Annotated in this window: 22 protein-coding genes; 20 read left to right on the forward strand and 2 right to left on the reverse strand. The window is 36.9% G+C overall.

Annotation, left to right across the window (positions count from 1 at the left end):
* Positions 1–9 precede the first annotated feature (9 nt).
* Both AC6HVZ_RS01560 and AC6HVZ_RS01565 read left to right on the forward strand, forming a co-directional pair.
* Complete coding sequence (locus AC6HVZ_RS01560) at positions 10–372, forward strand: Asp23/Gls24 family envelope stress response protein (RefSeq protein ID WP_497556364.1); 363 nt, start codon at positions 10–12, stop codon at positions 370–372.
* 75 nt (positions 373–447) lie between these two features.
* Complete coding sequence (locus tag AC6HVZ_RS01565) at positions 448–2,112, forward strand: DAK2 domain-containing protein (RefSeq protein WP_497556365.1); 1,665 nt, start codon at positions 448–450, stop codon at positions 2,110–2,112.
* A gap of 156 nt (positions 2,113–2,268) precedes the next feature.
* Here AC6HVZ_RS01565 and AC6HVZ_RS01570 read toward each other — a convergent pair whose 3' ends face one another.
* Positions 2,269–3,549, reverse strand: a complete 1,281-nt coding sequence (locus tag AC6HVZ_RS01570; RefSeq protein WP_497556366.1) for an NCS2 family permease — start codon at positions 3,547–3,549, stop codon at positions 2,269–2,271.
* A 179-nt stretch (positions 3,550–3,728) separates the two neighbouring features.
* Here AC6HVZ_RS01570 and sdaAB point away from each other — a divergent pair, with 179 nt between their 5' ends.
* The 9 genes from sdaAB to rnc all read left to right on the forward strand — a co-directional run bounded on the left by sdaAB (position 3,729) and on the right by rnc (position 11,971).
* The gene (gene sdaAB, locus AC6HVZ_RS01575; protein WP_497556367.1) at positions 3,729–4,391 is read left to right on the forward strand and encodes an L-serine ammonia-lyase, iron-sulfur-dependent subunit beta; all 663 of its coding nucleotides are present in this window, start codon (positions 3,729–3,731) and stop codon (positions 4,389–4,391) included.
* 27 nt (positions 4,392–4,418) lie between these two features.
* A complete protein-coding gene (gene sdaAA, locus AC6HVZ_RS01580; protein ID WP_497556368.1) occupies positions 4,419–5,294 on the forward strand; it encodes an L-serine ammonia-lyase, iron-sulfur-dependent, subunit alpha in 876 nt (291 codons plus the stop codon).
* 17 nt (positions 5,295–5,311) lie between these two features.
* Positions 5,312–7,345 (forward strand): ATP-dependent DNA helicase RecG, encoded by a 2,034-nt coding sequence (gene recG / locus AC6HVZ_RS01585; protein ID WP_497556369.1) that lies wholly within the window; start codon positions 5,312–5,314, stop codon positions 7,343–7,345.
* A 109-nt stretch (positions 7,346–7,454) separates the two neighbouring features.
* Positions 7,455–8,036: a transcription factor FapR gene (fapR, locus tag AC6HVZ_RS01590; RefSeq protein ID WP_497556370.1), complete on the forward strand. Its 582-nt coding sequence runs from the start codon at positions 7,455–7,457 to the stop codon at positions 8,034–8,036.
* The gene (plsX, locus tag AC6HVZ_RS01595; protein WP_497556371.1) at positions 8,033–9,031 is read left to right on the forward strand and encodes a phosphate acyltransferase PlsX; all 999 of its coding nucleotides are present in this window, start codon (positions 8,033–8,035) and stop codon (positions 9,029–9,031) included. Before fapR ends, plsX begins: the two co-directional genes overlap by 4 nt.
* Positions 9,032–9,037: 6 nt before the next feature.
* Complete coding sequence (fabD, locus tag AC6HVZ_RS01600; protein ID WP_497556372.1) at positions 9,038–9,976, forward strand: ACP S-malonyltransferase; 939 nt, start codon at positions 9,038–9,040, stop codon at positions 9,974–9,976.
* A complete protein-coding gene (gene fabG / locus AC6HVZ_RS01605; protein ID WP_497556373.1) occupies positions 9,976–10,716 on the forward strand; it encodes a 3-oxoacyl-[acyl-carrier-protein] reductase in 741 nt (246 codons plus the stop codon). Before fabD ends, fabG begins: the two co-directional genes overlap by 1 nt.
* A 266-nt stretch (positions 10,717–10,982) precedes the next feature.
* Positions 10,983–11,219: an acyl carrier protein gene (gene acpP, locus AC6HVZ_RS01610; protein WP_497556374.1), complete on the forward strand. Its 237-nt coding sequence runs from the start codon at positions 10,983–10,985 to the stop codon at positions 11,217–11,219.
* Positions 11,220–11,287: 68 nt separating this feature from the next.
* The gene (gene rnc / locus AC6HVZ_RS01615; protein WP_497556375.1) at positions 11,288–11,971 is read left to right on the forward strand and encodes a ribonuclease III; all 684 of its coding nucleotides are present in this window, start codon (positions 11,288–11,290) and stop codon (positions 11,969–11,971) included.
* 909 nt (positions 11,972–12,880) lie between these two features.
* Here the strand turns inward: rnc and AC6HVZ_RS01620 are convergent.
* Positions 12,881–13,108, reverse strand: coding sequence for a DUF1128 domain-containing protein (locus tag AC6HVZ_RS01620; RefSeq protein ID WP_497556376.1), 228 nt, complete (start codon positions 13,106–13,108; stop codon positions 12,881–12,883).
* A gap of 181 nt (positions 13,109–13,289) precedes the next feature.
* Here AC6HVZ_RS01620 and smc point away from each other — a divergent pair, with 181 nt between their 5' ends.
* The 9 genes from smc (at position 13,290) to trmD (ending at position 22,211) form a co-directional block, all read left to right on the forward strand.
* The gene (smc, locus tag AC6HVZ_RS01625; protein WP_497556377.1) at positions 13,290–16,850 is read left to right on the forward strand and encodes a chromosome segregation protein SMC; all 3,561 of its coding nucleotides are present in this window, start codon (positions 13,290–13,292) and stop codon (positions 16,848–16,850) included.
* Between the two features lie 23 nt (positions 16,851–16,873).
* Positions 16,874–17,869, forward strand: a complete 996-nt coding sequence (gene ftsY / locus AC6HVZ_RS01630; protein WP_497556378.1) for a signal recognition particle-docking protein FtsY — start codon at positions 16,874–16,876, stop codon at positions 17,867–17,869.
* 75 nt (positions 17,870–17,944) lie between these two features.
* Positions 17,945–18,262 carry a putative DNA-binding protein gene (locus AC6HVZ_RS01635; RefSeq protein ID WP_497556379.1) on the forward strand — a complete coding sequence of 106 codons (318 nt, stop codon included), beginning with the start codon at positions 17,945–17,947 and terminating at the stop codon, positions 18,260–18,262.
* A 13-nt stretch (positions 18,263–18,275) separates the two neighbouring features.
* Positions 18,276–19,619, forward strand: coding sequence for a signal recognition particle protein (gene ffh, locus AC6HVZ_RS01640; RefSeq protein ID WP_497556380.1), 1,344 nt, complete (start codon positions 18,276–18,278; stop codon positions 19,617–19,619).
* A gap of 336 nt (positions 19,620–19,955) precedes the next feature.
* Positions 19,956–20,234 carry a 30S ribosomal protein S16 gene (gene rpsP, locus AC6HVZ_RS01645; RefSeq protein WP_497556381.1) on the forward strand — a complete coding sequence of 93 codons (279 nt, stop codon included), beginning with the start codon at positions 19,956–19,958 and terminating at the stop codon, positions 20,232–20,234.
* Positions 20,235–20,243: 9 nt separating this feature from the next.
* A complete protein-coding gene (locus AC6HVZ_RS01650) occupies positions 20,244–20,471 on the forward strand; it encodes a KH domain-containing protein (RefSeq protein WP_497556382.1) in 228 nt (75 codons plus the stop codon).
* 82 nt (positions 20,472–20,553) lie between these two features.
* On the forward strand, positions 20,554–20,943 hold the full coding sequence (locus tag AC6HVZ_RS01655) for a YlqD family protein (RefSeq protein WP_497556383.1): 390 nt from the start codon (positions 20,554–20,556) through the stop codon (positions 20,941–20,943).
* A 12-nt stretch (positions 20,944–20,955) separates the two neighbouring features.
* Positions 20,956–21,471, forward strand: a complete 516-nt coding sequence (gene rimM, locus AC6HVZ_RS01660; RefSeq protein WP_497556384.1) for a ribosome maturation factor RimM — start codon at positions 20,956–20,958, stop codon at positions 21,469–21,471.
* Positions 21,471–22,211, forward strand: coding sequence for a tRNA (guanosine(37)-N1)-methyltransferase TrmD (gene trmD, locus AC6HVZ_RS01665; RefSeq protein WP_497556385.1), 741 nt, complete (start codon positions 21,471–21,473; stop codon positions 22,209–22,211). Before rimM ends, trmD begins: the two co-directional genes overlap by 1 nt.
* Positions 22,212–22,297: the final 86 nt, after the last annotated feature.

A 22,297-nucleotide genomic window follows, 5' to 3' on the forward strand; every position in this document is an offset into this window, starting at 1 on the left:
AGGATTATTATGTCCATTGAACTTAATACAAATGATGGTCAGGTAACAATTACAAATGAAGTTATTGCCACAATCGCAGGCGGTGCAGCAATAGAATGTTACGGTATTGTTGGAATGGCATCCAAAAGTCAAATTAAAGATGGTCTTGCAGAAATACTGCGTAAAGAAAATTTTTCTAAAGGAATTGTTGTCCGGCAAGAAGAGAATCATTTGCATATAGATATGTATATTATTGTCAGCTATGGAACGAGGATTTCTGAAGTAGCACATAATGTACAATCGCAGGTTAAATACACATTAAATCAATCTCTTGGATTGGCAATTGACTCAGTAAATATATATATTCAAGGCGTTCGGGTAGCAAAGGATTAAACTTTGCTTATTTGTTTTTTTTATGAAATTTTTAAGATGTAATAATTTGTTTTTGTTATAAGAGGAGGAAGTAAAGTGGCGTTACAAAAGTTGGATGGCATTACTTTTGCACAAATGGTACTCTCTGGAGCCCATCATTTATCGAACAATGCCAAAAAAATAGATACACTAAATGTTTTTCCAGTACCAGATGGCGATACTGGAACTAATATGAATTTATCCATGACTTCCGGAGCTGGTGAAGTTAAGAAGCTTAACACAACTAATGTCTCTGAAGTAGCTAATGCCTTTGCAAAAGGTTTATTAATGGGAGCGAGAGGAAACTCCGGTGTTATTTTGTCCCAGATTTTTCGTGGTTTTGCAAGAGGGCTGGAGAAAAAACAAACGGTAACAACAAATGATCTGGCTACAGCCTTTGATATTGGTGTAACCACAGCTTATAAAGCAGTAATGAAGCCGGTGGAAGGTACAATTTTAACAGTAGCAAAAGATGCTGCAAAACACGCAGTGCGAGAAGCGAAAACAGAAAATGATGTAATCGCTTTAATGGAGAATGTATTAGAAGAAGCAAAAGCTTCATTAAAACGTACACCTGATTTATTACCCGTATTAAAAGAAGTAGGTGTTGTTGATTCTGGTGGACAAGGTCTTGTGACTATTTATGAAGGCTTCCTGGCAGCACTCAAAGGTGAAGAATTACCTAAAGAGGTCTCGCCCGATATTGATATGGAAGATATGGTAAACGCTGAGCATCATAAGGTTATTCAGGATTTCATGGATACTTCAGAAATTGAATTTGGCTATTGCACAGAATTCATGGTCAAGTTTGAAGATGGGAAACTTGCTGAGAATCCATTTAATGAAGAAGAATTTCGAAATGAACTAAGTAAACATGGCGATTCATTGCTAGTAGTTTCTGATGATGAAATGGTTAAGGTTCATGTCCATGCTGAATATCCAGGTACATGTATGACATTGGGACAACGTTACGGCAGCTTAATTAATATGAAAATAGAAAATATGCGAGAACAGCACACTGCTATTGTAGGGAATAAAAATAAAAAAGCACTTCCTATAGAAAAAGCAGAATATGCGATCGTTACTGTTGCGATGGGAAGCGGTTTAACAACACTTCTCGAAAGTCTTGGCGCTTCTGTAGTAATTGAAGGTGGACAAACAATGAACCCGAGTACGCAGGACATTACAGATGCGATTAAGTTGGCGAACGCTAAAAATGTGTTAATTTTACCAAACAATAAAAACATTGTAATGGCTGCAGATCAGGCAGCAGAATTGGCAGAAGAAAATGTTCAGGTAGTACCAACAAAAACGATTCCACAGGGGATAAGTGCTATGCTTGCGTTTCATCCAGAGGCTGATATTACAATGAATAAAGAGACAATGGATGAAGCAAGAAAAAAAGTAAAAACAGGACAGGTTACATATGCTGTTCGAGATACTCAGATTGATGGAATAACAATTGAAAATGGTAACTTTATGGGAATTGCTGATGGGAAAATAAAAGCAACCCATCAGGATAAAACAGAAGCGGTAAAATTATTATTAAATGAAATGATCACAGAAGACGATGAAATTCTCACTGTATTACAGGGTGAGGATGCTGAGGATAAGGAAGTTGAAGAACTAGTGAAGCACATTGAAGAAACTTACGAAGAGATTGAGATTGAAGTTCATAAAGGGAACCAGCCTATTTATTCTTATATATTATCTGTAGAGTAATTGATTTAAAAGAAGGCATAATTATGATTGCACAGTAACAAAGGCGCTGGAGCTGGACGTGGCTGTTCCGGCAACTAAGTTATCCACAGCATTTAAATTTTATAATTTCCTAAGCAGTAACAAAATTCGCTTCCTGATTTCAGAAAGCGAATTTTGTTATACTCCAACGACCTTCATCACAAAGTCAAATAAGAATAGCGATGAAATAATGACTAAGGGGATTGGTAATTCTTTAAATTTACCTAGAGCGATTTTTACGATTGGGTATGCAATAAATCCAAATGCCATTCCATCTGCTATACTGTAAGTGAATGGAATCATTACAACAATTAACAATGCGGGTAATGATTCTGATAAATCATCAATCGGGATGTTGCGAATACTTTGAGCCATGAGCACCCCTACAATAATTAATATCGGGCTGATTGCTGAATTTGGGATCATTGAAATCCATGGAATAATAAAAAGGGTCGCCAAAAATAATATACTAGCTGTTACAGCTGCTTTTCCTGTTTTACCATTAGATGTGATAATAGCAGCGTTTTCAGCGGCAGAAACAGTCGGTGAGGTACCAAAAAAGGCACAGGTAAGTGTTGAAAATGCTGTAATCTGATAAGCTTTACTATAGCTTTTATTTTTTTTAAGCATGTGAAGCTGTCCATGTAATAAACCCATGTTTTCAAATATAAGAATCATCGCAAGTGGAAAGATTGCCAGCCAAAATGATAACTCATTAATCGCCGTAAATGAAGGGATGAATATTACTTCATTAAAGCTAATATCTACAGCATTTTTACCAGTTTCCATTACGCCAAAAAGGAAGGCAAGAATAGTCCCACTGATCATTGTAATGAGAAAGTTGGCAGGGATATTTCTCATAAATAAAAATATCGCAATGAATAATGTTAATAAGCTGACAATAAAAGTTGGTGAAGTAAAGTCACCAATCGCAATAATTGTATTATTTCCACTTATAACCAAACCGCTTTTTTCCAAGCCGATTAAAATCAGGAAAAATCCCAATCCAACACTGATTGCGTGTTTTAGTGAATCTGGTACTGAATCTCTTAATACAATTCCCAATTTGCTAAATGCTGTAATTAAAAAAATTACTGCAGCAATTAACACCACTGCAAGGCCTTCCTGAAAAGTTAACTGAGTACCTTCCACAATGGAATAAGCAAAAAGAGCATTGATTCCCATACCAGGAACCAGAAGTAATGGAAGCCTGCCAAAAATCCCCATCAGCAGTGTACCCAAAAAGCTTGCCAAAATAGTAGCAATCATACCACTTTCCAATGAAATGCCAGCTTCACTAAGGATAGCCCCATTGACTGCTACAATGTACACTGTAGTAAGATAACCAATTAATCCAGCAATGACTTCTGTTCGCCAGTTGCTGTATTTAAGGTTTGGTTGTTTTTTGTTATAAGGCATTTGATCTCCTCATGGTTGTTGCTGTCCCTCTCCCACCCGATTATAAAAAGTGTTAATCATTCACTATCGTAAATTTTAAACACTTACTGCGTGTATAATCCACAAGTGCTTATTATAGTAGTTTTTGTTATAATTTACAATAGGGATAAAACTTATACGGAAATAGGCGGTGAATTTGTATGAAATATAATTCAGTTTTTGATATTATTGGTCCTGTTATGATTGGACCATCCAGTTCACATACAGCAGGTGCAGCACGAATTGGTAAGGCTGCCCGAAATCTCTTTGGTGAAGAGCCGAAATGGGCAAAAATTTATTTGTATGAATCATTTGCTAAGACTTATAAAGGGCATGGAACTGATTTTGCCTTAGCTGGAGGACTTTTGGGGTTTGAGACAGATGATCCAAGAATGAGCAAGGCACTGGAGATTGCTAAGGAAAGAAATCTACAAATTGAATTTATCGAAGACAGTGCTGCGGTTGATCATCCAAATACAGCACGTCTTGTTATTGGAAACGATATGGACTCTATTGAATTAGTTGGAATTTCAATTGGTGGAGGAAAAGTAGAAATTACCGAATTAAACGGATTTGTACTACGGTTATCAGGTAATCATCCAGCTATATTAATTATGCATAATGACCGATACGGGGCAATTGCTTCTGTTACAAAAATTTTAGCAAAATACGAAATTAATATCGGTCATATGGAAGTAAATCGAAAAGATATTGGAAAAGAAGCATTAATGGTAATGGAAGTTGATCAAAATGTGGAAGATAATATTTTAAAAGAATTGGAAAACGCTGATCACATCATTCAAATCTCAAAAATTAGTAACTAACCCAATGAGAAAGAGAGGAATTTTTACATGTTTAGAACAGTGGCTGAGTTAGTGAAACTGGCAGAAGAAGATAATCTATTACTATCCGAAGTAATGATTCGTCAGGAAATGGACGTTAAAAATAAATCTCGTGAACAAGTATTTGCTGAAATGGAAAAAAATCTACAGGTTATGGAAGATGCCATTGAGGATGCATTGAAAGGGGTACAATCTGTAACGGGATTAACTGGTGGAGATGCTGTGTTAATTCAAAACTATATGAAAGAAAAGACACCATTATCAGGTAATTTACTACTCGATGCAGTAAGTAAAGCAATGGGGACTAATGAGGTTAATGCAGCAATGGGTACAATTTGTGCAACACCAACTGCAGGTAGTGCAGGCGTTGTACCTGGAACTTTATTCTCCGTTAAAAATCAATTAAACCCAACCCGTGAACAAATGCTTCGTTATTTATTTACTTCAGGTGCATTTGGTTTCGTTGTTGCAAATAATGCTTTTATTTCCGGTGCTGCAGGTGGCTGTCAAGCAGAAGTTGGTTCAGCAGGTGCGATGGCCTCAGCAGCAATCGTAGAAATGGCGGGAGGCACGCCGCAACAATCGGCAGATGCGTTTGCGATGACATTGAAAAACATGCTTGGTCTAGTTTGTGATCCAGTGGCAGGACTAGTTGAAGTCCCCTGTGTGAAACGAAATGCAGCTGGTTCTTCCTTAGCGATTGTTTCAGCCGATTTGGCTTTAGCTGGTGTTACCAGCAGAATTCCATGTGATGAAGTGATTGGGGCAATGTACCGAATTGGTAAACAAATGCCTTCCACACTTCGGGAAACTGGAGAAGGTGGTCTTGCGGATACACCTACTGGAAGGCTATTGAAAGAAAAAATATTTGGTATGTCAGTATAAAGAAAGTGTGATGTAACATGCTAAGCGACCCTGTAACAACAATAAAGGGCATAGGGGAGAAATTTGCCGAGGATTTAGCATCATTAAATATTTTTACGGTAGACGACTTGTTGAATTATTTCCCATATCGGTATGAAGTATTTGAAATTAAGCCACTAAGCGAATTAATTCATGAAGATAAAGTAACCATTGAGGGAAGGGTTATACATGAACCTTCCCTCGCTTTTTATAGCAAGAAAAAGTCAAGACTCTCATTTACTGTAGAAGTAGAAAACGTTGCAGTAAAAGCAGTGATGTTTAATCGTGCTTTTGCCAAAAAACATATTAATCCTGGAGATATTATTACATTAACTGGTAAGTGGGATGTAAACCGCCTTCAGATTACAGTTAGCAATTATGTTATGGGACAAGCGGAAGATCAGGCACAGCTTCAACCCATGTACTCCGTTAAAGGTGATATAACTAATTTTAAACTAAAGAAAGTGATACAAAATACAATAAAAGATTATGCAGGTGAAATAATTGAAGTGTTGCCAAAAAGGTATTTAACAGCATATAAAATACCTAATCGAATAAATGCTTTGAAAAATATGCACTTTCCGGCAAGTAGAATGGAATTAAAGCATGCACGGAGAAGATTTACATATGAAGAATTTTTATTATTCCAGCTTAAGATGCAGTTAATTAGAAAAATAAAACGTGAAGCTACTGAAGGTAATGCTCAACACTTTGATCCGGCCAAAATAAAGAAGTTTATCCATCTATTTCCATTCCCGTTAACAAATGCCCAGGAAAAATCATTGAATCAGATTTTATCAGATATGAAATCCCCTTTTAGAATGAATAGACTTCTGCAAGGTGATGTAGGTTCTGGAAAAACAGCAGTTGCTGCCATTTGTTTGTATGCTTCGATTACTGCAGGTAAGCAAGGTGCCTTGATGGTACCGACTGAAATTTTAGCGGAACAGCATTATCAATCATTAACGGAAACCTTTGGTGATCAAGCAAATATTGTGTTATTAACTGGATCAGTTAAAGGTAAAAAGAGAAAAGAAATGGTTTTTGCAATTGAAAAAAATGAGGTTGATATTGTTATAGGAACACATGCATTAATCCAGGATGATGTCTTTTTTAATGATTTAGGCATTGTCATTGTTGATGAGCAGCACCGATTTGGAGTTGAGCAGCGTCGAACATTAAGGAATAAAGGTCTTCAACCAGATGTCTTGTTTATGACAGCTACACCAATTCCTCGAACATTGGCAATTACTGCATTTGGAGATATGGATGTATCTGTAATTAATGAGATGCCAGTGGGGAGAAAAGAGATAGAGACGTATTGGACCAGAGAAAATACGTTTGAGCGTGTCCTCGATTTTATTGAAAAGCAAATTGAATTAGGTGAACAAGCATATATTATCTGTCCACTTATTGAAGAGTCTGATAAGCTTGATATACAAAATGCGGTGGATTTATTTCATCAACTACAGGAATATTATCCACCAGACGTTAAGGTTGGATTGATGCATGGAAAACTTCCAGCAGGTGATAAGGAAAATGTGATGGAGCAATTTGCAGCAAATGAAATTCAAGTTCTCGTGTCAACAACAGTAGTAGAGGTAGGTGTAAACGTACCAAATGCAACCATTATGGTGATTTATGATGCAGAACGGTTTGGTCTGTCACAGCTCCATCAATTAAGAGGAAGGGTTGGAAGAGGAGACAAACAGAGCTATTGTATTCTAATAGCTGATCCTAAGAGTGATATAGGGAAAGAAAGAATGCGGATTATGACTGAAACAGCGAATGGCTTTGAGTTGTCTGAGCAGGATTTAAAATTGCGGGGGCCGGGAGACTTTTTTGGTAAAAAACAAAGTGGTGTGCCTGAATTTAAAGTCGCTGATATGGTCCATGATTATAGAGCGCTGGAAACAGCACGTAAAGATGCACAGGAAATAATTGAATCCAATCTGCTGAAAGTGGATCCAGAATTTTATCAATTGCAAAAGCAGCTGAAAAATGACATCAACTTAACAGACAAACTCGATTAAAAAGATCACTTGCATAAATAAAGGTGGTATTATATATTACTATTAGTACCAAGTCATAAAATGAACAACCCTTTAAAATATTGGATTTAATCGTGTGGATGGTGCCTAGATGAAACGAACAAAAGTAGAACGTCAACGTTTATTAAAAGATACGATTGAACAAACCCCCTTTATAACCGATGAAGAACTTGCGAAAAATTTTTCTGTCAGCATCCAGACCATTCGTCTTGACCGGCTGGAGCTTTCTATTCCTGAGTTGCGTGAGCGAATTAAAACCGTAGCAAATAATCAATGGATTGAAACAGTGAAAGCATTGCCTTTGGAGGAAGTGATTGGTGAAGTGATCGATTTGGAATTGGATGTTCGTGCCATTTCGATTCTAGATATTAGTTCAGATTTAGTTTTTTCCAGAAATAAAATAGCTCGTGGTCATCATTTGTTTGCCCAAGCGAATTCACTAGCTGTAGCAGTTATCAATGATGAGCTCGCCTTAACAGCGAAAACAGAGCTTAAGTTTACAAGACAGGTAATTGAAGGGGAACGTGTTGTTGCAAAAGCATCTGTTAAGGGAAAAAATGATAAAGGTCTGACGGTTGTAGAGGTGGATAGTTTTGTAGAGAATGAGCTTGTCTTTACAGGATTATTTCATATGTACCAATCAAACGAAAATAAAGGTGGAAAAATCACATGAGATTAGCAATAGATGCCATGGGAGGCGATCATGCGCCAAAAGAAATTGTGCTTGGTGCAATGGATGCTATTTCCCAAATAGAAAATTTACATATTACATTAATTGGTGATGAAACTAAAATAAAAGAATATTTAACGGATGAAAGTAATATTGATATTATCCATACAGATGTGGTAATTACCAGTGATGATGAACCCGTCCGTGCTGTGCGCCGTAAAAAGAATGCATCACTTGTGTTAATGGCACAGGAAGTAAAAGATAACAAGGCAGATGCTTGTATCTCAGCTGGAAATACGGGGGCATTAATGGGTGCCGGATTATTTGTTATTGGAAGAATTCCAGGAATCGACCGTCCCGCACTAAGCCCTACACTGCCAACAATAGACGGTAACGGCTTTTTATTTTTGGATGTTGGCGCAAATGTGGATGCAAAACCGAATCATTTAGTTCAATACGGGGTTATGGGATCCATTTATGTAGAAAAGGTTCGATCCATCAAAAATCCTACGGTGGGATTACTGAATGTTGGTACAGAAGATGGTAAAGGAAATGATCTTACGAAAAAGGCATTTTTGCAAATGAAAAAGGCGCCAATTAATTTTATTGGGAATGTAGAAGCACGCAATATTCTAAGTGGTGTAGCTGACGTTGTAGTTACAGATGGTTTTAGTGGAAATATTGCATTAAAAACTATCGAAGGAACGGCAATGACAATGTTTTCGATGCTAAAAGAAACATTTATGGCCTCAATGAAAACGAAGTTTGCAGCAGGAATGGTGAAAAATGATTTAAAGGGTTTGAAGGGTAAATTAGACTACTCTGAATATGGAGGGGCGGGTTTATTTGGACTGGCTGCCCCTGTGATCAAAGCACATGGTTCCTCCAATCGAAGGGCTGTTTATAATGCAATTAAACAAGCTTGTCATATGGTTGAACATAACGTAACAGATACAATCAAAGCTACAGTTGAATCGATTCAATTTGAAAAGGAGTGAACGAAGATGAAAAAAGTAGCCTTTATGTTTCCAGGGCAAGGCTCTCAAGCTGTTGGTATGGGTAAGGAATTTTATGATAATTATTCAGATATTAAAGAGCTTTTTCAAGAGGCGAATTTAGCCTTGAATAAAGATATAACCAAGATCATGTTTGAGGGACCAAAAGAAGAGTTAACAGAAACCGAAAACGCACAGCCTGCATTATTACTTTCAAGCATAGCAATACAAACATTACTTTTAAAAGAAGAAATTCAGCCAATAATGACGGTAGGACATAGTCTTGGTGAATATAGTGCGTTGGTTGCAGCAGGGTCCATATCTTTGGATAAAGCATTACCACTAGTTGCAACTCGCGGAAAATTAATGGAAGAAGCATTTCCTAAAGGTCAGGGTACAATGGCAGCTGTTTTAGGTTTAAGTGAGGAAGAAATAGATAAAGCATTGCAAGAGGTATCAGGTAAAATTGTTGATATTGCTAATTTAAATTGTCCAGGTCAAATTGTTATTTCTGGTTCTGTTGAAGGAATTGAACAGGCCGCATCTTTATTAAAAGAGCATGGTGCTAAACGTGTTCTACCACTAAATGTTAGTGGCCCATTTCATTCCAGATTAATGAAATCCGCAAATGAGCAATTTGCTGAATATCTAAATAAAGTTGATATTAAAAATGCGAGTATCCCAGTCTATGCAAATGTCTCCGCTTTGCCAGTAAGTGAAAGTGAGGAGATCAAAGACCTACTGCTTAAACAATTATATTCACCGGTTCGATTTGAACAATCAATTCGACATATGATTGATGAAGGTGTTGATGCTTTTGTGGAAGTAGGAAATGGAAAAGTATTATCAGGCTTATTGAAAAAAATTGATCGTAATGTAGAGACGTTTGCGGTTCAGGATAAAGACTCAATGAATGAATTTATTTCATGGTTTAAGGAGGACTCCTAATGTTAAAAGGTAAAAATGCTTTGGTAACAGGTGCATCACGTGGAATCGGACGATCAATTGCATTGGAGTTAGCAAAGCAAGGTGTGAATGTAGTGGTTAATTATGCTGGAAATGAAAACAAGGCACAAATGGTTGTTGAGGAGATTGAACAACTGGGTGTAAAGGCGTTTAAAGTACAGGCAGACGTTGCCAATGAGTCGAATGTAAAGGAAATGGTGAAGCAAGTAATCAGCAGGTTTGGCAGTCTGGATATCCTTGTAAACAATGCTGGTGTAACACGGGACAACCTGTTAATGCGGATGAAAGAAGAGGAATTTGATCAGGTTATTAACACAAATCTAAAAGGTGTTTTTGTCTGTACAAAAGCTGTTACAAGACAAATGATGAAGCAGAAGTCGGGAAGAATCGTAAATGTGGCATCTATTGTTGGAGTTAGTGGCAATCCAGGACAGGCAAATTATGTTGCAGCAAAAGCAGGAGTGATTGGATTAACCAAATCGACAGCAAAAGAGTTGGCGTCACGAAATATTCTGGTTAACGCTGTAGCACCTGGCTTTATTTCAACAGATATGACAGATCAATTAACTGATGAACAAAGAAAAGGCATACTTGAATTAATTCCACTGGCTAAACTAGGTGAAGCCGAGGATGTAGCAAAAGTAGTACGCTTCCTCGCTTCAGAAGATGCAAATTACATAACAGGTCAAACCATTCACATCGATGGTGGAATGGTAATGTAGTAAAAAAGTATGGCGGGTTTGTCCAGCGACGTAGGGCATAGGTAAGAGACTGTATAGCTCATGATTAAGGAAGTTCGACTAAGACTGCCACGTCTTGTGGCAACGTCGAACTGACCTACATCCTGTAAGTCCACGCTCGGAGTGTCTATTGCCTATGACAGTAGTCGCTAGCTCATGCGATACTAGACAGAAAAGTGAATGCGATTGCTTTTTAATAGGATTTTTAATAGGAATCCTCTATACTACTTGAAGGGAGGTGAGGTATGATGGCAGATGTGTTTGATCGTGTGAAAGCTATTATCGTTGAACGTCTTGATGTAGAGGAATCGAAAGTTACTATGGAAGCATCTTTTAAAGATGATCTTGAAGCTGATTCCCTAGACGTTGTTGAGCTTGTTATGGAGCTTGAGGATGAATTTGATATGGAAATTGCTGATGAAGAAGCAGAAAAAATAAATACTGTTGGTGATGCTGTTAATTACATAAACAGTACTCAGGAATAGTGTAAAAAAAAAGTCTCGCATCCAGCGAGGCTTTCCATATATACTTTGAAGTAGAGGTGGCATTGTGCATGAATGTGACACAATTGGAAAATCAGCTTGATATTAAATTTAACAACTATACACTATTAAAACAGGCGTTTACACATTCATCCTATGTGAATGAGCATCGAAAAGAAGTATTTTCGGATAATGAACGATTGGAATTTCTAGGTGATGCCGTATTGGAATTGGGCGTTTCTCAATATTTATATCGAAAAAACACTACAATGCCTGAAGGAGAAATGACTAAATTGCGTGCTTCCATCGTTTGTGAGCCTTCACTGGTTAATTTTGCCCAGGATCTTAATTTTGGAGATCATATTCTACTGGGAAAAGGTGAAGAACTAACAGGGGGACGTGATCGGCCGGCACTTTTGGCAGATGTTTTTGAAGCATTTCTTGGAGCATTATATTTAGATCAAGGCTATGATACGGCTCTCCAGTTTCTAGAACAGCAAGTTTTTCCGAAAATAACAACAGGTGCTTTTTCTCATGCGATGGATTATAAAAGTCAACTGCAGGAATTAGTTCAACAATATAAAGATCAAACGGTTGAGTATAAAATTGTAGAAGAAAAAGGACCTTCTCACGATAAGGAATTTGTAGCCCATGTGATTATTAAAGATGATACAAAAGGTATTGGAGTAGGTCGAACAAAGAAGGAAGCAGAACAACGAGCTGCAAAGCAAGCATTGGATACGTTTAATGATTAAATGAACATAATAAAAAGGCTGTGCTTCGATTGCAGCCTTTTTATTCTAGTATGAATGATTAGCCTAAAGCATTTGCTGTCAATTCCACAAATATCATGTAAGAATCATGTTGTTCTCCTTATTGTTCAATGCTTTTAGATATTGCAAAAATGAATCAAAGCAGGAAATAATTATTCTTTACTCAACTTTCGCACTAATAAAATTAGCTCAAACAGTTAACTTTGATCAACCCAAAATGTTTCTAATTGTTGGCTTGACAACCTTGATAAACATAAAAGATCGTTGTACACACAAGTATAAAATGTGCAATTACTGCCGCATTTGATTTCCGCAGCGGGCAGTTGCTTTCCGCGGGCACGGCCTCAGCCTCCTCGGAAGAAAACCACTTCCTGCGGGGTCTTCAGACTCGTGCTTTTCCCGCAGGAGTCAACTGCCCTCCGCTCCAATCAAATGCTGGTACAGTGCAACATTGATTGTTAAGCATTGCATTACAGTGAATACAAAAGAAAAAATTAAAAATCAGCGGAGGAAATACATGGAGACTCCTGTGGGAGCAGAGGCCTTGATGAGACCCCACAGAGCGTTAGCTCGAGGAGGCTCATCAAGCCGCCCACGGAAAGCGACATGTATTTCCGCAGCGGCATTATAGCACATTTCTGCCTTCTAACTTGTTACACATCTTATAGCAAATACGAACCGTTAAACCAAAGTCAACTCGAGTAGTGTATTTTCAGCCTTCCTTATTCCTTCAAGACTTATGTGTTCATTTTACGCTGCGAAAGTTGAGTTATTTAGAAATAAATATTTTTTAATAAGAGCCTAGTTCAGTCTGTGTTAAGAGGAATTTTTAAGTTAAAAGCTCATGCAAAATTGAGAAAAAAGTATTTTATCCTCTATTTTGCAACATATTTATTGTGCTTTCCTCACAGACCGTAACTCATCAATAAATGCCTGTGTTTCTGACGCACTTAAACGCCCTTTTTGCTTAATCATATCATACATAAATTTCAACTCATCATATTTTTCCAAATCATAATCTTCCGGATCCATAATTGTTCGATTAACAACAGCTAATCGATCCGCTAATTCATTTAGTATAATCTTTAAATTTTCCTGTGACGGATATTCTAAATTCATCTCTACACCCCTTCAAATTTTAAAAATAAAGCAAAACTTAATGAGTCTATATGTTCTGCACTTCTTTTGTTTTCTTCTTTATGATAAAATAAATGCGTTAAAAAGCCAAATTATATTTGTATTACAATTAATCAGAGAACATGCTAAAGGAATAGGTTTTTTTATAATTAGGAGAATGTCTATGTATTTAAAACGGTTAGAAAGTGTTGGGTTTAAATCATTTGCTGAGAGGATTAATGTCGAGTTTGTGCCAGGTGTAACAGCAGTGGTTGGCCCGAATGGGAGTGGGAAAAGCAATATAACCGATGCGATCCGCTGGGTGCTTGGGGAACAATCAGCTAAATCATTACGAGGCACTAAAATGGAAGATATCATATTCCAAGGCAGTGATTCCAGAAAAGCTTTGAATGTTGCTGAAGTCACACTGGTACTGGATAATCACGATAGTAAATTACCACTTGATTATGCAGAAATTAGTATAACAAGACGTGTTTACCGTTCAGGAGACAGTGAATTTTATATTAATAAACAATCCTGTCGTTTGAAGGATATTATTGATTTATTTATGGACTCCGGACTTGGCCGAGAAGCTTTTTCTATTATAAGTCAAGGTAAGGTAGAGGAAATATTAAGCTCAAAGGCGGAAGAAAGACGGACTATTTTTGAGGAAGCAGCAGGAGTTTTAAAATATAAACAGCGTAAGAAAAAAGCTGAATATAAGCTTTCAGAAACACAGGAAAACTTAAACCGAGTGGAAGATATCATTCATGAAATAGAACAACAAATAAATCCACTAAAAGAGCAGGCGGAAACAGCGAAGAAATACCTGGAGTTAAAAGAGCAATTAAAAGAAAACGAAATTTCCTATCTGATAGCTGAGATTGAGGTACTCCATAACAGGTGGCAAACATTATTAAGTGAATTAGAAAAAGAAAAAGTGGAAGAAATTAACCTCAAAACACAGGCTCAAAAGAAAGAAACAGCATTAGAAAATGAACGTCAGAATATACAAAAGCTTGATACTGCAATAGAAGAATTGCAATCAAATTTATTAATAATTACGCAGCAGCTTGAAAAAGATGAAGGTAAGAAACAATTGCTCACTGAAAAGACCAAGCATTTTGCAGAAAATAAACAAAAGCTTGAATCTAGTAAAGAGGAAGCTGCAGTCAGCATTGACGAGTTGCATGCTGAACTTGTAAAAGAAAAGAAGCATTTATCTGATTTACAAGCACTCAAACAAGAAAACAAACAAAAAGTAACAGAACTGGAAAATAAATTAACAGTAGATCAGGAAAATATTGCCGATACAATTGAAGAAATGAAATCGGAGTATATTGAATATCTAAATGAGCAGGCTGCAAAACGTAATGAAAAACAATCGATTAGCCAGCAATTACAACAAATTTCCGGTAAGAAGGATAAACAGGCTGAAAGATTTCAGGATCTGATCGTTAATCGGGAAGCCTTAAGTGATAAGTATAACGAAATTAAATCGGATTTTTTATCCAAACAAAAAAGCTACTCTGAAAAAGAATCATTGATTAAGCAGTTAAAACAAAAGCTTGAACAGGAGCGTAGCCGATATCAGGAATCCCAAACGAAGCTCTACCAAGGCTATCAATATATCGAAAAGCTTACGTCCAAAAAAGAAATGCTTGAAGAAATGAAAGAGGATTATCAAGGATTCTTTTATGGTGTAAAAGCAGTACTAAAAGCTCGGGAAGAAAGTAAATTGCAGCAAATACATGGTGCGGTAATTGAACTTATTGATGTTCCAAAAGAATACATTACAGCAATCGAAATGGTACTTGGTGGACAAGCACAGCATATCGTTGTGACAGATGATCAGGCTGCCCGAAAGGCAATCGCATGGTTAAAGAAAACGAATAGCGGACGTGCAACATTTCTGCCCTTAGCCTCTATCCAAGAACGCTTTATATTGAATAACGTTTTAACTAAAATTGAAAATCATGATGGGTTCGTCGGAATTGCTGCTAATTTAGTGAGAACAAAGGATTTATTCCTAAAAGCAGTCAATCATTTAATGGGCCATGTCGTCATTGCGAAATCATTAAAGGATGCCAATGAAATTGCGAGTCTTGTTATGAGAAAATACCGTGTTGTAACACTCGATGGGGATGTTGTTAATCCAGGCGGCTCTATGTCTGGTGGGGCAGGGAAGAAAACTAATCAATCTTTATTTACAAGAGAAAAGGATTTGCAGGAAATAACAGAAAGGCTAGAGAATTTTAAAGAAAGGGCTAATGCTTTTGAACAAAAAGTAAATCATCAAAAAGAACAAATTTCTATAATAGAAAAAAAGCTGGACCAGGAGGAAGAATTACTAATTTCCGAGCAGCAATCTCTACAGGAACTACACTCATCCTATAAAGAACTAGAAATGAAATTAGCATCTGTCAATGATAGTCTTTCTATATATGATCAAGAGAAACAGCAATTTAATCAGGATAGTGGAGATTTAGAGTATCGTGATGAAGAATTGACACTAGAGTTGAAGGACTTGGCTGGCAAGCTGAATTCAATCAAGAAAGAGATCCATATCCTAACAAATCAGGAATCAGAATTTAAGGAGAACAAGGAACAATTGCAGCAAGCGTTACATACGAATCAAGTCTCACTTGCAGAAATGAAAGAACGGGTGAGGAATCAACGAGAGAAAGTAAATACCGTTCAGCTTCAGCTGTCAGAATTACAGGAGCAATATGATAGCTTTAGCTCTGATTTAAATGATCTAATTGCATTCAAGCAATCAGAAGAAACCGAAGAAGAAATAGATCACTCCATTGAAATAAAACAAGAGGAAAAATCTGTATTAATAAGCTCTATAAAAGCTAAACGTTTAGAAAGATCAAATCGAACGCAACTATCACAGGATCAGGAAAGAGAAATAAAGGAAGAAAATAAACAGCATCAATTGTTTATGAAGAGAATCCAAGATAAAGAAGTGAAAGCAAATCGTCTGGATGTTGAGCTGGAGAACCGGTTGTCACGCTTACAAAGTGAATATACAATCACTTACGAAAAAGCAAAACAAACATATAAAAAAGCAGATAATCCAGAAGAAGCAAAAACTATTGTAGAGCAGCTTAAACAAAGTATGGAGCGACTGGGAACAGTATATCTAGGAGCAATTGATGAATACGATCGAGTTTCTGAACGGTATACATTCATAACAGAGCAAAGAAATGACCTGGTTGAAGCAAAACAAACGCTGTATGCTGTTATTGCTGAAATGGATGAGGAAATGCAGAAGCGGTTTAATGTTACATTTACGAAAATCAATGAGGAATTTTCAGTAGTTTTTCAGCAATTGTTCGGTGGCGGGCATGCTGAGTTAAAATTAACTGATCCTAAAAATCTACTAGATACTGGTGTGGAAATTATTGCACAGCCTCCAGGAAAGAAACTTCAGTATCTTGGCTTACTTTCTGGTGGAGAGCGTGCCTTAACAGCGATTGCCTTGTTATTTTCTATATTACGGGTCAGGCCTGTACCGTTTTGTGTGCTTGATGAAGTAGAGGCAGCACTTGATGAAGCAAATGTGGTAAGGTTTGCAAAATATGTAAAACTCTATAGTGAAAACACACAATTTATTGTGATCACCCACAGAAAGGGTACAATGGAAGAGGCGGATGTTTTATATGGAATTACAATGCAGGAATCGGGTGTGTCTCGACTGGTTTCTGTGCGTTTGGAGGAAACGAAAGAATTAATTTAGAGCTAAGGAGGAAATACGAAACAATGAGTTTCATACAAAAACTAAAAAATAAATTTAAGCAAAATGAAGAAACCAAAGAAGTTTCCGAAAAATATAAAGAAGGTATGAAAAAAACAAGAAATTCATTCTCAGGAAGAATTAATGATTTGATCGCCAAATATCGTAAAGTGGATGAAGACTTTTTTGAAGAACTGGAAGAAGTTCTTATATCTGCGGATGTTGGTGTTATGACTGTTATGGATTTAATTGACGAATTGAAAATGGAAGTGAAACGCCAAAACATAAAGGATACAAAAGAAATGAAGGATGTTATCTCAGAAAAACTTGTTGAAATTTATTATGGTGATGATGAAGTGGAAGAACTAAACATTAAGAAAGGTCAACTGTCTGTCATTTTAGTAGTTGGTGTTAATGGGGTAGGGAAAACAACATCGATAGGGAAATTGGCACATCATTTAAAACAACAAGGAAAAAATGTCATTTTAGCTGCTGGCGATACTTTCCGCGCAGGAGCAATCGAGCAGTTGGAAGTTTGGGGTGAGCGGGCAGAAGTGGATGTTATTAAACAAGATGCTGGTAGTGATCCTGCTGCAGTTATATTTGATGGAATAAAAGCTGCGAAATCACGTAATGCAGATGTCTTAATCTGTGATACAGCAGGAAGATTACAGAACAAAGTGAATTTAATGAATGAGCTTGCTAAAGTGAAGCGAGTTATCGAACGCGAGATACCTGGAGCTCCACATGAGGTATTGCTTGTATTAGATGCGAGCACTGGACAAAACGCCTTAAACCAAGCTAAAACTTTTTCAAAAGCCACAAACGTTTCAGGGATTATTTTAACAAAATTGGATGGAACTGCCAAAGGAGGTATTGTCTTGGCAATTCGTAATGAATTAAATATTCCTGTGAAATATGTAGGCTTGGGTGAACAAATGGAAGATCTAAAGGAATTCAATGCACATGCCTTTGTCTATGGGCTATTTGCTGACATGTTGGAAGAGGAACAACGGCCTTAGATGCTCTTGACAATAAAGCCTTTTATTCGTTATTATGGATTGTAAAGGTATTTCACTTAACAAGGGGTGTGCAGATTGCTAGCAAAGACAACACGGATTAATTATTTATTTGATTTTTATCAAGCATTGCTAACACCCAAACAGCGAAATTACATGGAAATGTATTATTTAGAGGATTATTCACTTGGTGAAATTTCCGAGCTGCTTCAGGTTTCAAGACAAGCAGTGTATGACAATATTAAACGAACGGAAACGATGCTTGAATCCTATGAGAAAAAATTACGTTTATACGAAAAATTTAAGGATCGTGTGAAACTTATTGAGCAAATTGAAAAATCAGTGACAAATAATAAAACGCTGGAAATGATAGAACAACTAAAAGAATTAGATTAGGGGGACACCTTCTATGGCATTTGAAGGATTGGCCGACCGCCTGCAAAGTACGATAAAAAAAATCACAGGCAAAGGGAAAGTTTCGGAACAAGATGTAAAAGAAATGACCCGAGAAGTACGACTCGCACTGCTTGAAGCCGATGTTAATTTTAAAGTAGTAAAAGATTTGATTAGTCGAATTAAGGAACGAGCTCTTGGTCTGGAAGTAATGGAAAGCTTAACTCCAGGTCAACAGGTTATCAAAGTGGTTAAAGAGGAATTAACAACATTAATGGGCGGGGAACACAGTAAAATTGCTGTAAGTGATCGCCCGCCAACTGTCATTATGATGGTAGGTTTACAGGGTGCAGGTAAAACAACTACTACAGGTAAACTGGCAAATCATCTTAGAAAAAAACAAAATCGTTCGCCACTCCTTGTTGCATGTGATATTTATCGTCCAGCAGCAATTAAGCAGTTGGAAACACTTGGCGAACAACTCGGGTTACCTGTTTTTTCAATGGGGACAGAGGTGAATCCTGTTGATATCGCAACAAAGGCAATTGAGCAAGCAAAAGAAGAACATCATGACTATGTAATTATAGATACTGCTGGAAGACTTCATGTTGATAACGAACTGATGGATGAGCTACAACAAATTAAGTCCAACGTTAAACCTGATGAAATTTTCTTAGTAGTTGATGCGATGACAGGTCAGGATGCAGTTAATATTGCAGATAGTTTTAATGAACAGGTGGATATTTCAGGGGTTATATTAACGAAACTGGATGGTGATACACGTGGTGGTGCAGCTTTATCTATAAAGGCTGTAACAGATAAGCCAATTAAATTTGTAGGGATGGGTGAAAAGCTTGATGAACTGGAAGTTTTCCACCCTGAGCGGATGGCCTCACGCATTCTTGGTATGGGTGATGTGCTATCATTAATTGAAAAGGCACAATCAAATGTGGATGAAAAGCAAGCAAAAGAACTGGAAGAAAAAATGCGGACAATGTCATTTACCTTTGATGACTTTTTAGAGCAAATGGGACAAGTGAAGAACATGGGTCCATTAGATGATTTAATGGGCATGATTCCTGGCGCTAATAAAATGAAAGGGTTAAAAAATGCCCAATTGGATGAAAAGCAGCTTGTCCATGTAGAAGCAATTATTCAATCCATGACAAAAAAAGAAAGACAAGAGCCTAGTATCATGAATGCAAGCCGTAAAAAACGGATAGCTAAAGGATCTGGTACATCTGTATCTCAAGTGAATCGATTGTTAAAACAATTCGAGGAAATGAAAAAAATGATGAAGCAAATGACCAATATGCAAAAAGGCAAAAAAGGAAAAGGTATGAAATTTCCGTTTATGTAATAAAGAAAAGCGAAACGGGTTTGCCCAGCGACGAAGGGCATAGGATAGGATCCGCAGAGCGCAAGGTTTTAGCGCTCCGAGTATCAATTGCCTATGACAGTAGTCGCTAGCCCACACACAGCTAGACAAAAATCGGTCTCCTGTTTGTTAATTTATTTTATCGTTGTAATGGAAAAACACTTTACAGACTTATAAGTTTCTGTTAGAATTTAAACTTGGCAGGTAGGAAAGTATAAAATGTTTCCTATCTGCATAAGAGCAACTAAGACATTCGCCTAACCTATAGCGAATGACAAGTTTTCTAATGTAAAACATTTTTATTGGAGGTGCTAAATAATGGCTGTTAAAATTCGTATGAAACGTATGGGATCTAAAAGAAATCCATTTTATCGTATTGTTGTAGCTGATTCACGTTCTCCTCGTGATGGACGTCAAATCGAACAAATCGGAACATATAACCCGGTATCTAACCCGGTTGAAGTTAAGATCGATGAAGAAAAAGCGCTTAGCTGGATGACAAACGGTGCAAAACCAAGTGATACAGTTCGCAATCTTTTCTCTAAAGAAGGCATCATGAAAAAATTCCACGACCAGAAAAATCAAGTAGTAAAGTAGTGTGATATCATGAAAGCCCTAATTGAATCTATTGTTACGTCCTTAGTTGATCATCCGGAAGATATCGTTGTAACTGAAACAGAAGAGGAAACAAAAATAGTTTATCATCTAACTGTAAACCAGGAAGATGTCGGAAAGGTTATTGGCAAAAACGGACGGATAGCCAAAGCAATCCGTACAGTTGTTTATGCAGCTAAAACGGATGTAAAAAAACGTATTTATTTGGATATTATGTAAGGGAAAGGGGATACCTTTCCCTTTTTACACATCTCTGAAATAAATAATACTGAAGACGTTTTTGTGAGAGTGAGGAAGTTATATGAAAATAATTAAAAAGGTCCTGATCAAACAAATTGTCACAGAGAAAAGTAAAGAAAAAATACGTGAAAATTTTTATAATCATAAAATGCGACTTGAACAAGAGTGTCAACAACTTCTGTTTGAACAACGGAAGCTGCAAAATAAAACAGGTGTTTCCAGACAAGAGGTGGCACACCGTTTCGAGCAGGAAATTAATAATCGGAAAGAAAAAATTAAGCTGGCTGATTTTAAAATTGAACAACTAGATATGCTGGAAATAGGTAGTGAGATAACCGAAAAAGAAGTTGAAGCTCTTGTTGAGGTTTCTGAAGGATCGCATTGGAATGAGATAATGGGAGAACAGGCAATTATTATTAAAGATGATGTTGTTATTCGAATTGAAAAATAGCAGGTGAAGAGAATGGCTGAAAAGATGTTTAATATAGGTAAAATTGTTAATACACATGGAATACGCGGAGAAGTTAAAGTCTTACGAATTAGTGATTTTGAAGAACGGTTTGCTGTTGGCGAAATGGTTTATCTTGTAGAAAGCAATAATCAGCCTGTTAAACTGATAATTGATGCACACCGTACACATAAAGGATTCGATCTGATGCGTTTTGAAGGCTTCCATCACATTAATGATGTAGAACAATTTAAAGGATCCTATTTGAAAATAACTGAGGATCAGCTTACTGAATTAGATGAGGATGAATTCTATTATCATGAAATAATTGGATGTGAAGTTTTTACAGGTAATGAGGAGAAGTTAGGGATCATAAAAGAAATATTGTCTCCTGGTGCAAATGATGTATGGGTGGTAAAATCGTCAAAAGGAAAAGATATACTCATTCCTTATATTGAGGAAATTGTTAAAGAAATAGATGTAGAATCCAAAAAAGTGGTTATTGACCCAATGGAAGGACTGCTGGACTAATGCATATTGATGTACTTACACTATTTCCAGAAATGATATCCGGAGTATTTGATTCATCCATTTTAAAAAAAGCTCATAATAAAAAAAAATTCAGTTATAGTCTGGTGAATTTCCGTGATTATGCTGATAATAAACATCAAAAAGTAGATGATTACCCGTATGGCGGCGGTGCAGGAATGGTATTAACGCCACAACCTATTTTCGATGCGGTACAAGCTATTACAAAAGAAAATGAATTACAGCCACGTATCATACTGATGTGCCCTCAGGGAGAGCAATATAACCAGAAAAAGGCTGAAGAGTTGGCGAAAGAGAACCATCTTGTTTTTATTTGTGGTCATTATGAGGGCTATGATGAACGGATTAGAAAGCATCTAATAACAGATGAAATTTCAATAGGAGATTTCGTATTGACCGGTGGTGAGCTAGGTGCAATGGCAGTTATTGATAGTGTGGTTCGTTTATTGCCAGATGTTCTTGGAAACGCGGAATCTGCACCAGAAGATTCATTTTCCACTGGATTACTGGAGCATCCGCACTATACCAGACCGGCTGACTTTCGTGGGATGAAGGTTCCGGAAGTATTGTTGTCTGGGCATCATGCAAATATAATAGGTTGGCGAAAGAAAGAATCATTGAAACGGACATATGAACGTAGGAAAGATTTGTTGGATTTACTACATCTATCTGATGAAGATCAAATGATATTGAATGAACTAAAAAATAAAAAACAACAATAAAAATAATTAAGTTCAGTTCGAGCTAATTGCGAAGTCTCAAAGTGCAAGTGTCCCAAGGTGTTAAGGACAAGGCTAATTTTATTTTC

Source organism: Oceanobacillus sp. NCCP-135, assembly GCF_059698015.1.

Bases quoted from the DNA above. Each gene is read 5' to 3' on its own strand.
- AC6HVZ_RS01560 (WP_497556364.1), top strand. From the start codon at position 10: ATGTCCATTGAACTTAATACAAATGATGGTCAGGTAACAATTACAAAT.
- AC6HVZ_RS01570 (WP_497556366.1), bottom strand. From the start codon at position 3,549: ATGCCTTATAACAAAAAACAACCAAACCTTAAATACAGCAACTGGCGA.
- sdaAB (WP_497556367.1), top strand. From the start codon at position 3,729: ATGAAATATAATTCAGTTTTTGATATTATTGGTCCTGTTATGATTGGA.
- sdaAA (WP_497556368.1), top strand. From the start codon at position 4,419: ATGTTTAGAACAGTGGCTGAGTTAGTGAAACTGGCAGAAGAAGATAAT.
- recG (WP_497556369.1), top strand. From the start codon at position 5,312: ATGCTAAGCGACCCTGTAACAACAATAAAGGGCATAGGGGAGAAATTT.
- fapR (WP_497556370.1), top strand. From the start codon at position 7,455: ATGAAACGAACAAAAGTAGAACGTCAACGTTTATTAAAAGATACGATT.
- plsX (WP_497556371.1), top strand. From the start codon at position 8,033: ATGAGATTAGCAATAGATGCCATGGGAGGCGATCATGCGCCAAAAGAA.
- fabD (WP_497556372.1), top strand. From the start codon at position 9,038: ATGAAAAAAGTAGCCTTTATGTTTCCAGGGCAAGGCTCTCAAGCTGTT.
- fabG (WP_497556373.1), top strand. From the start codon at position 9,976: ATGTTAAAAGGTAAAAATGCTTTGGTAACAGGTGCATCACGTGGAATC.
- acpP (WP_497556374.1), top strand. From the start codon at position 10,983: ATGGCAGATGTGTTTGATCGTGTGAAAGCTATTATCGTTGAACGTCTT.
- rnc (WP_497556375.1), top strand. From the start codon at position 11,288: ATGAATGTGACACAATTGGAAAATCAGCTTGATATTAAATTTAACAAC.
- AC6HVZ_RS01620 (WP_497556376.1), bottom strand. From the start codon at position 13,108: ATGAATTTAGAATATCCGTCACAGGAAAATTTAAAGATTATACTAAAT.
- smc (WP_497556377.1), top strand. From the start codon at position 13,290: ATGTATTTAAAACGGTTAGAAAGTGTTGGGTTTAAATCATTTGCTGAG.
- ftsY (WP_497556378.1), top strand. From the start codon at position 16,874: ATGAGTTTCATACAAAAACTAAAAAATAAATTTAAGCAAAATGAAGAA.
- ffh (WP_497556380.1), top strand. From the start codon at position 18,276: ATGGCATTTGAAGGATTGGCCGACCGCCTGCAAAGTACGATAAAAAAA.
- rpsP (WP_497556381.1), top strand. From the start codon at position 19,956: ATGGCTGTTAAAATTCGTATGAAACGTATGGGATCTAAAAGAAATCCA.
- AC6HVZ_RS01650 (WP_497556382.1), top strand. From the start codon at position 20,244: ATGAAAGCCCTAATTGAATCTATTGTTACGTCCTTAGTTGATCATCCG.
- AC6HVZ_RS01655 (WP_497556383.1), top strand. From the start codon at position 20,554: ATGAAAATAATTAAAAAGGTCCTGATCAAACAAATTGTCACAGAGAAA.
- rimM (WP_497556384.1), top strand. From the start codon at position 20,956: ATGGCTGAAAAGATGTTTAATATAGGTAAAATTGTTAATACACATGGA.
- trmD (WP_497556385.1), top strand. From the start codon at position 21,471: ATGCATATTGATGTACTTACACTATTTCCAGAAATGATATCCGGAGTA.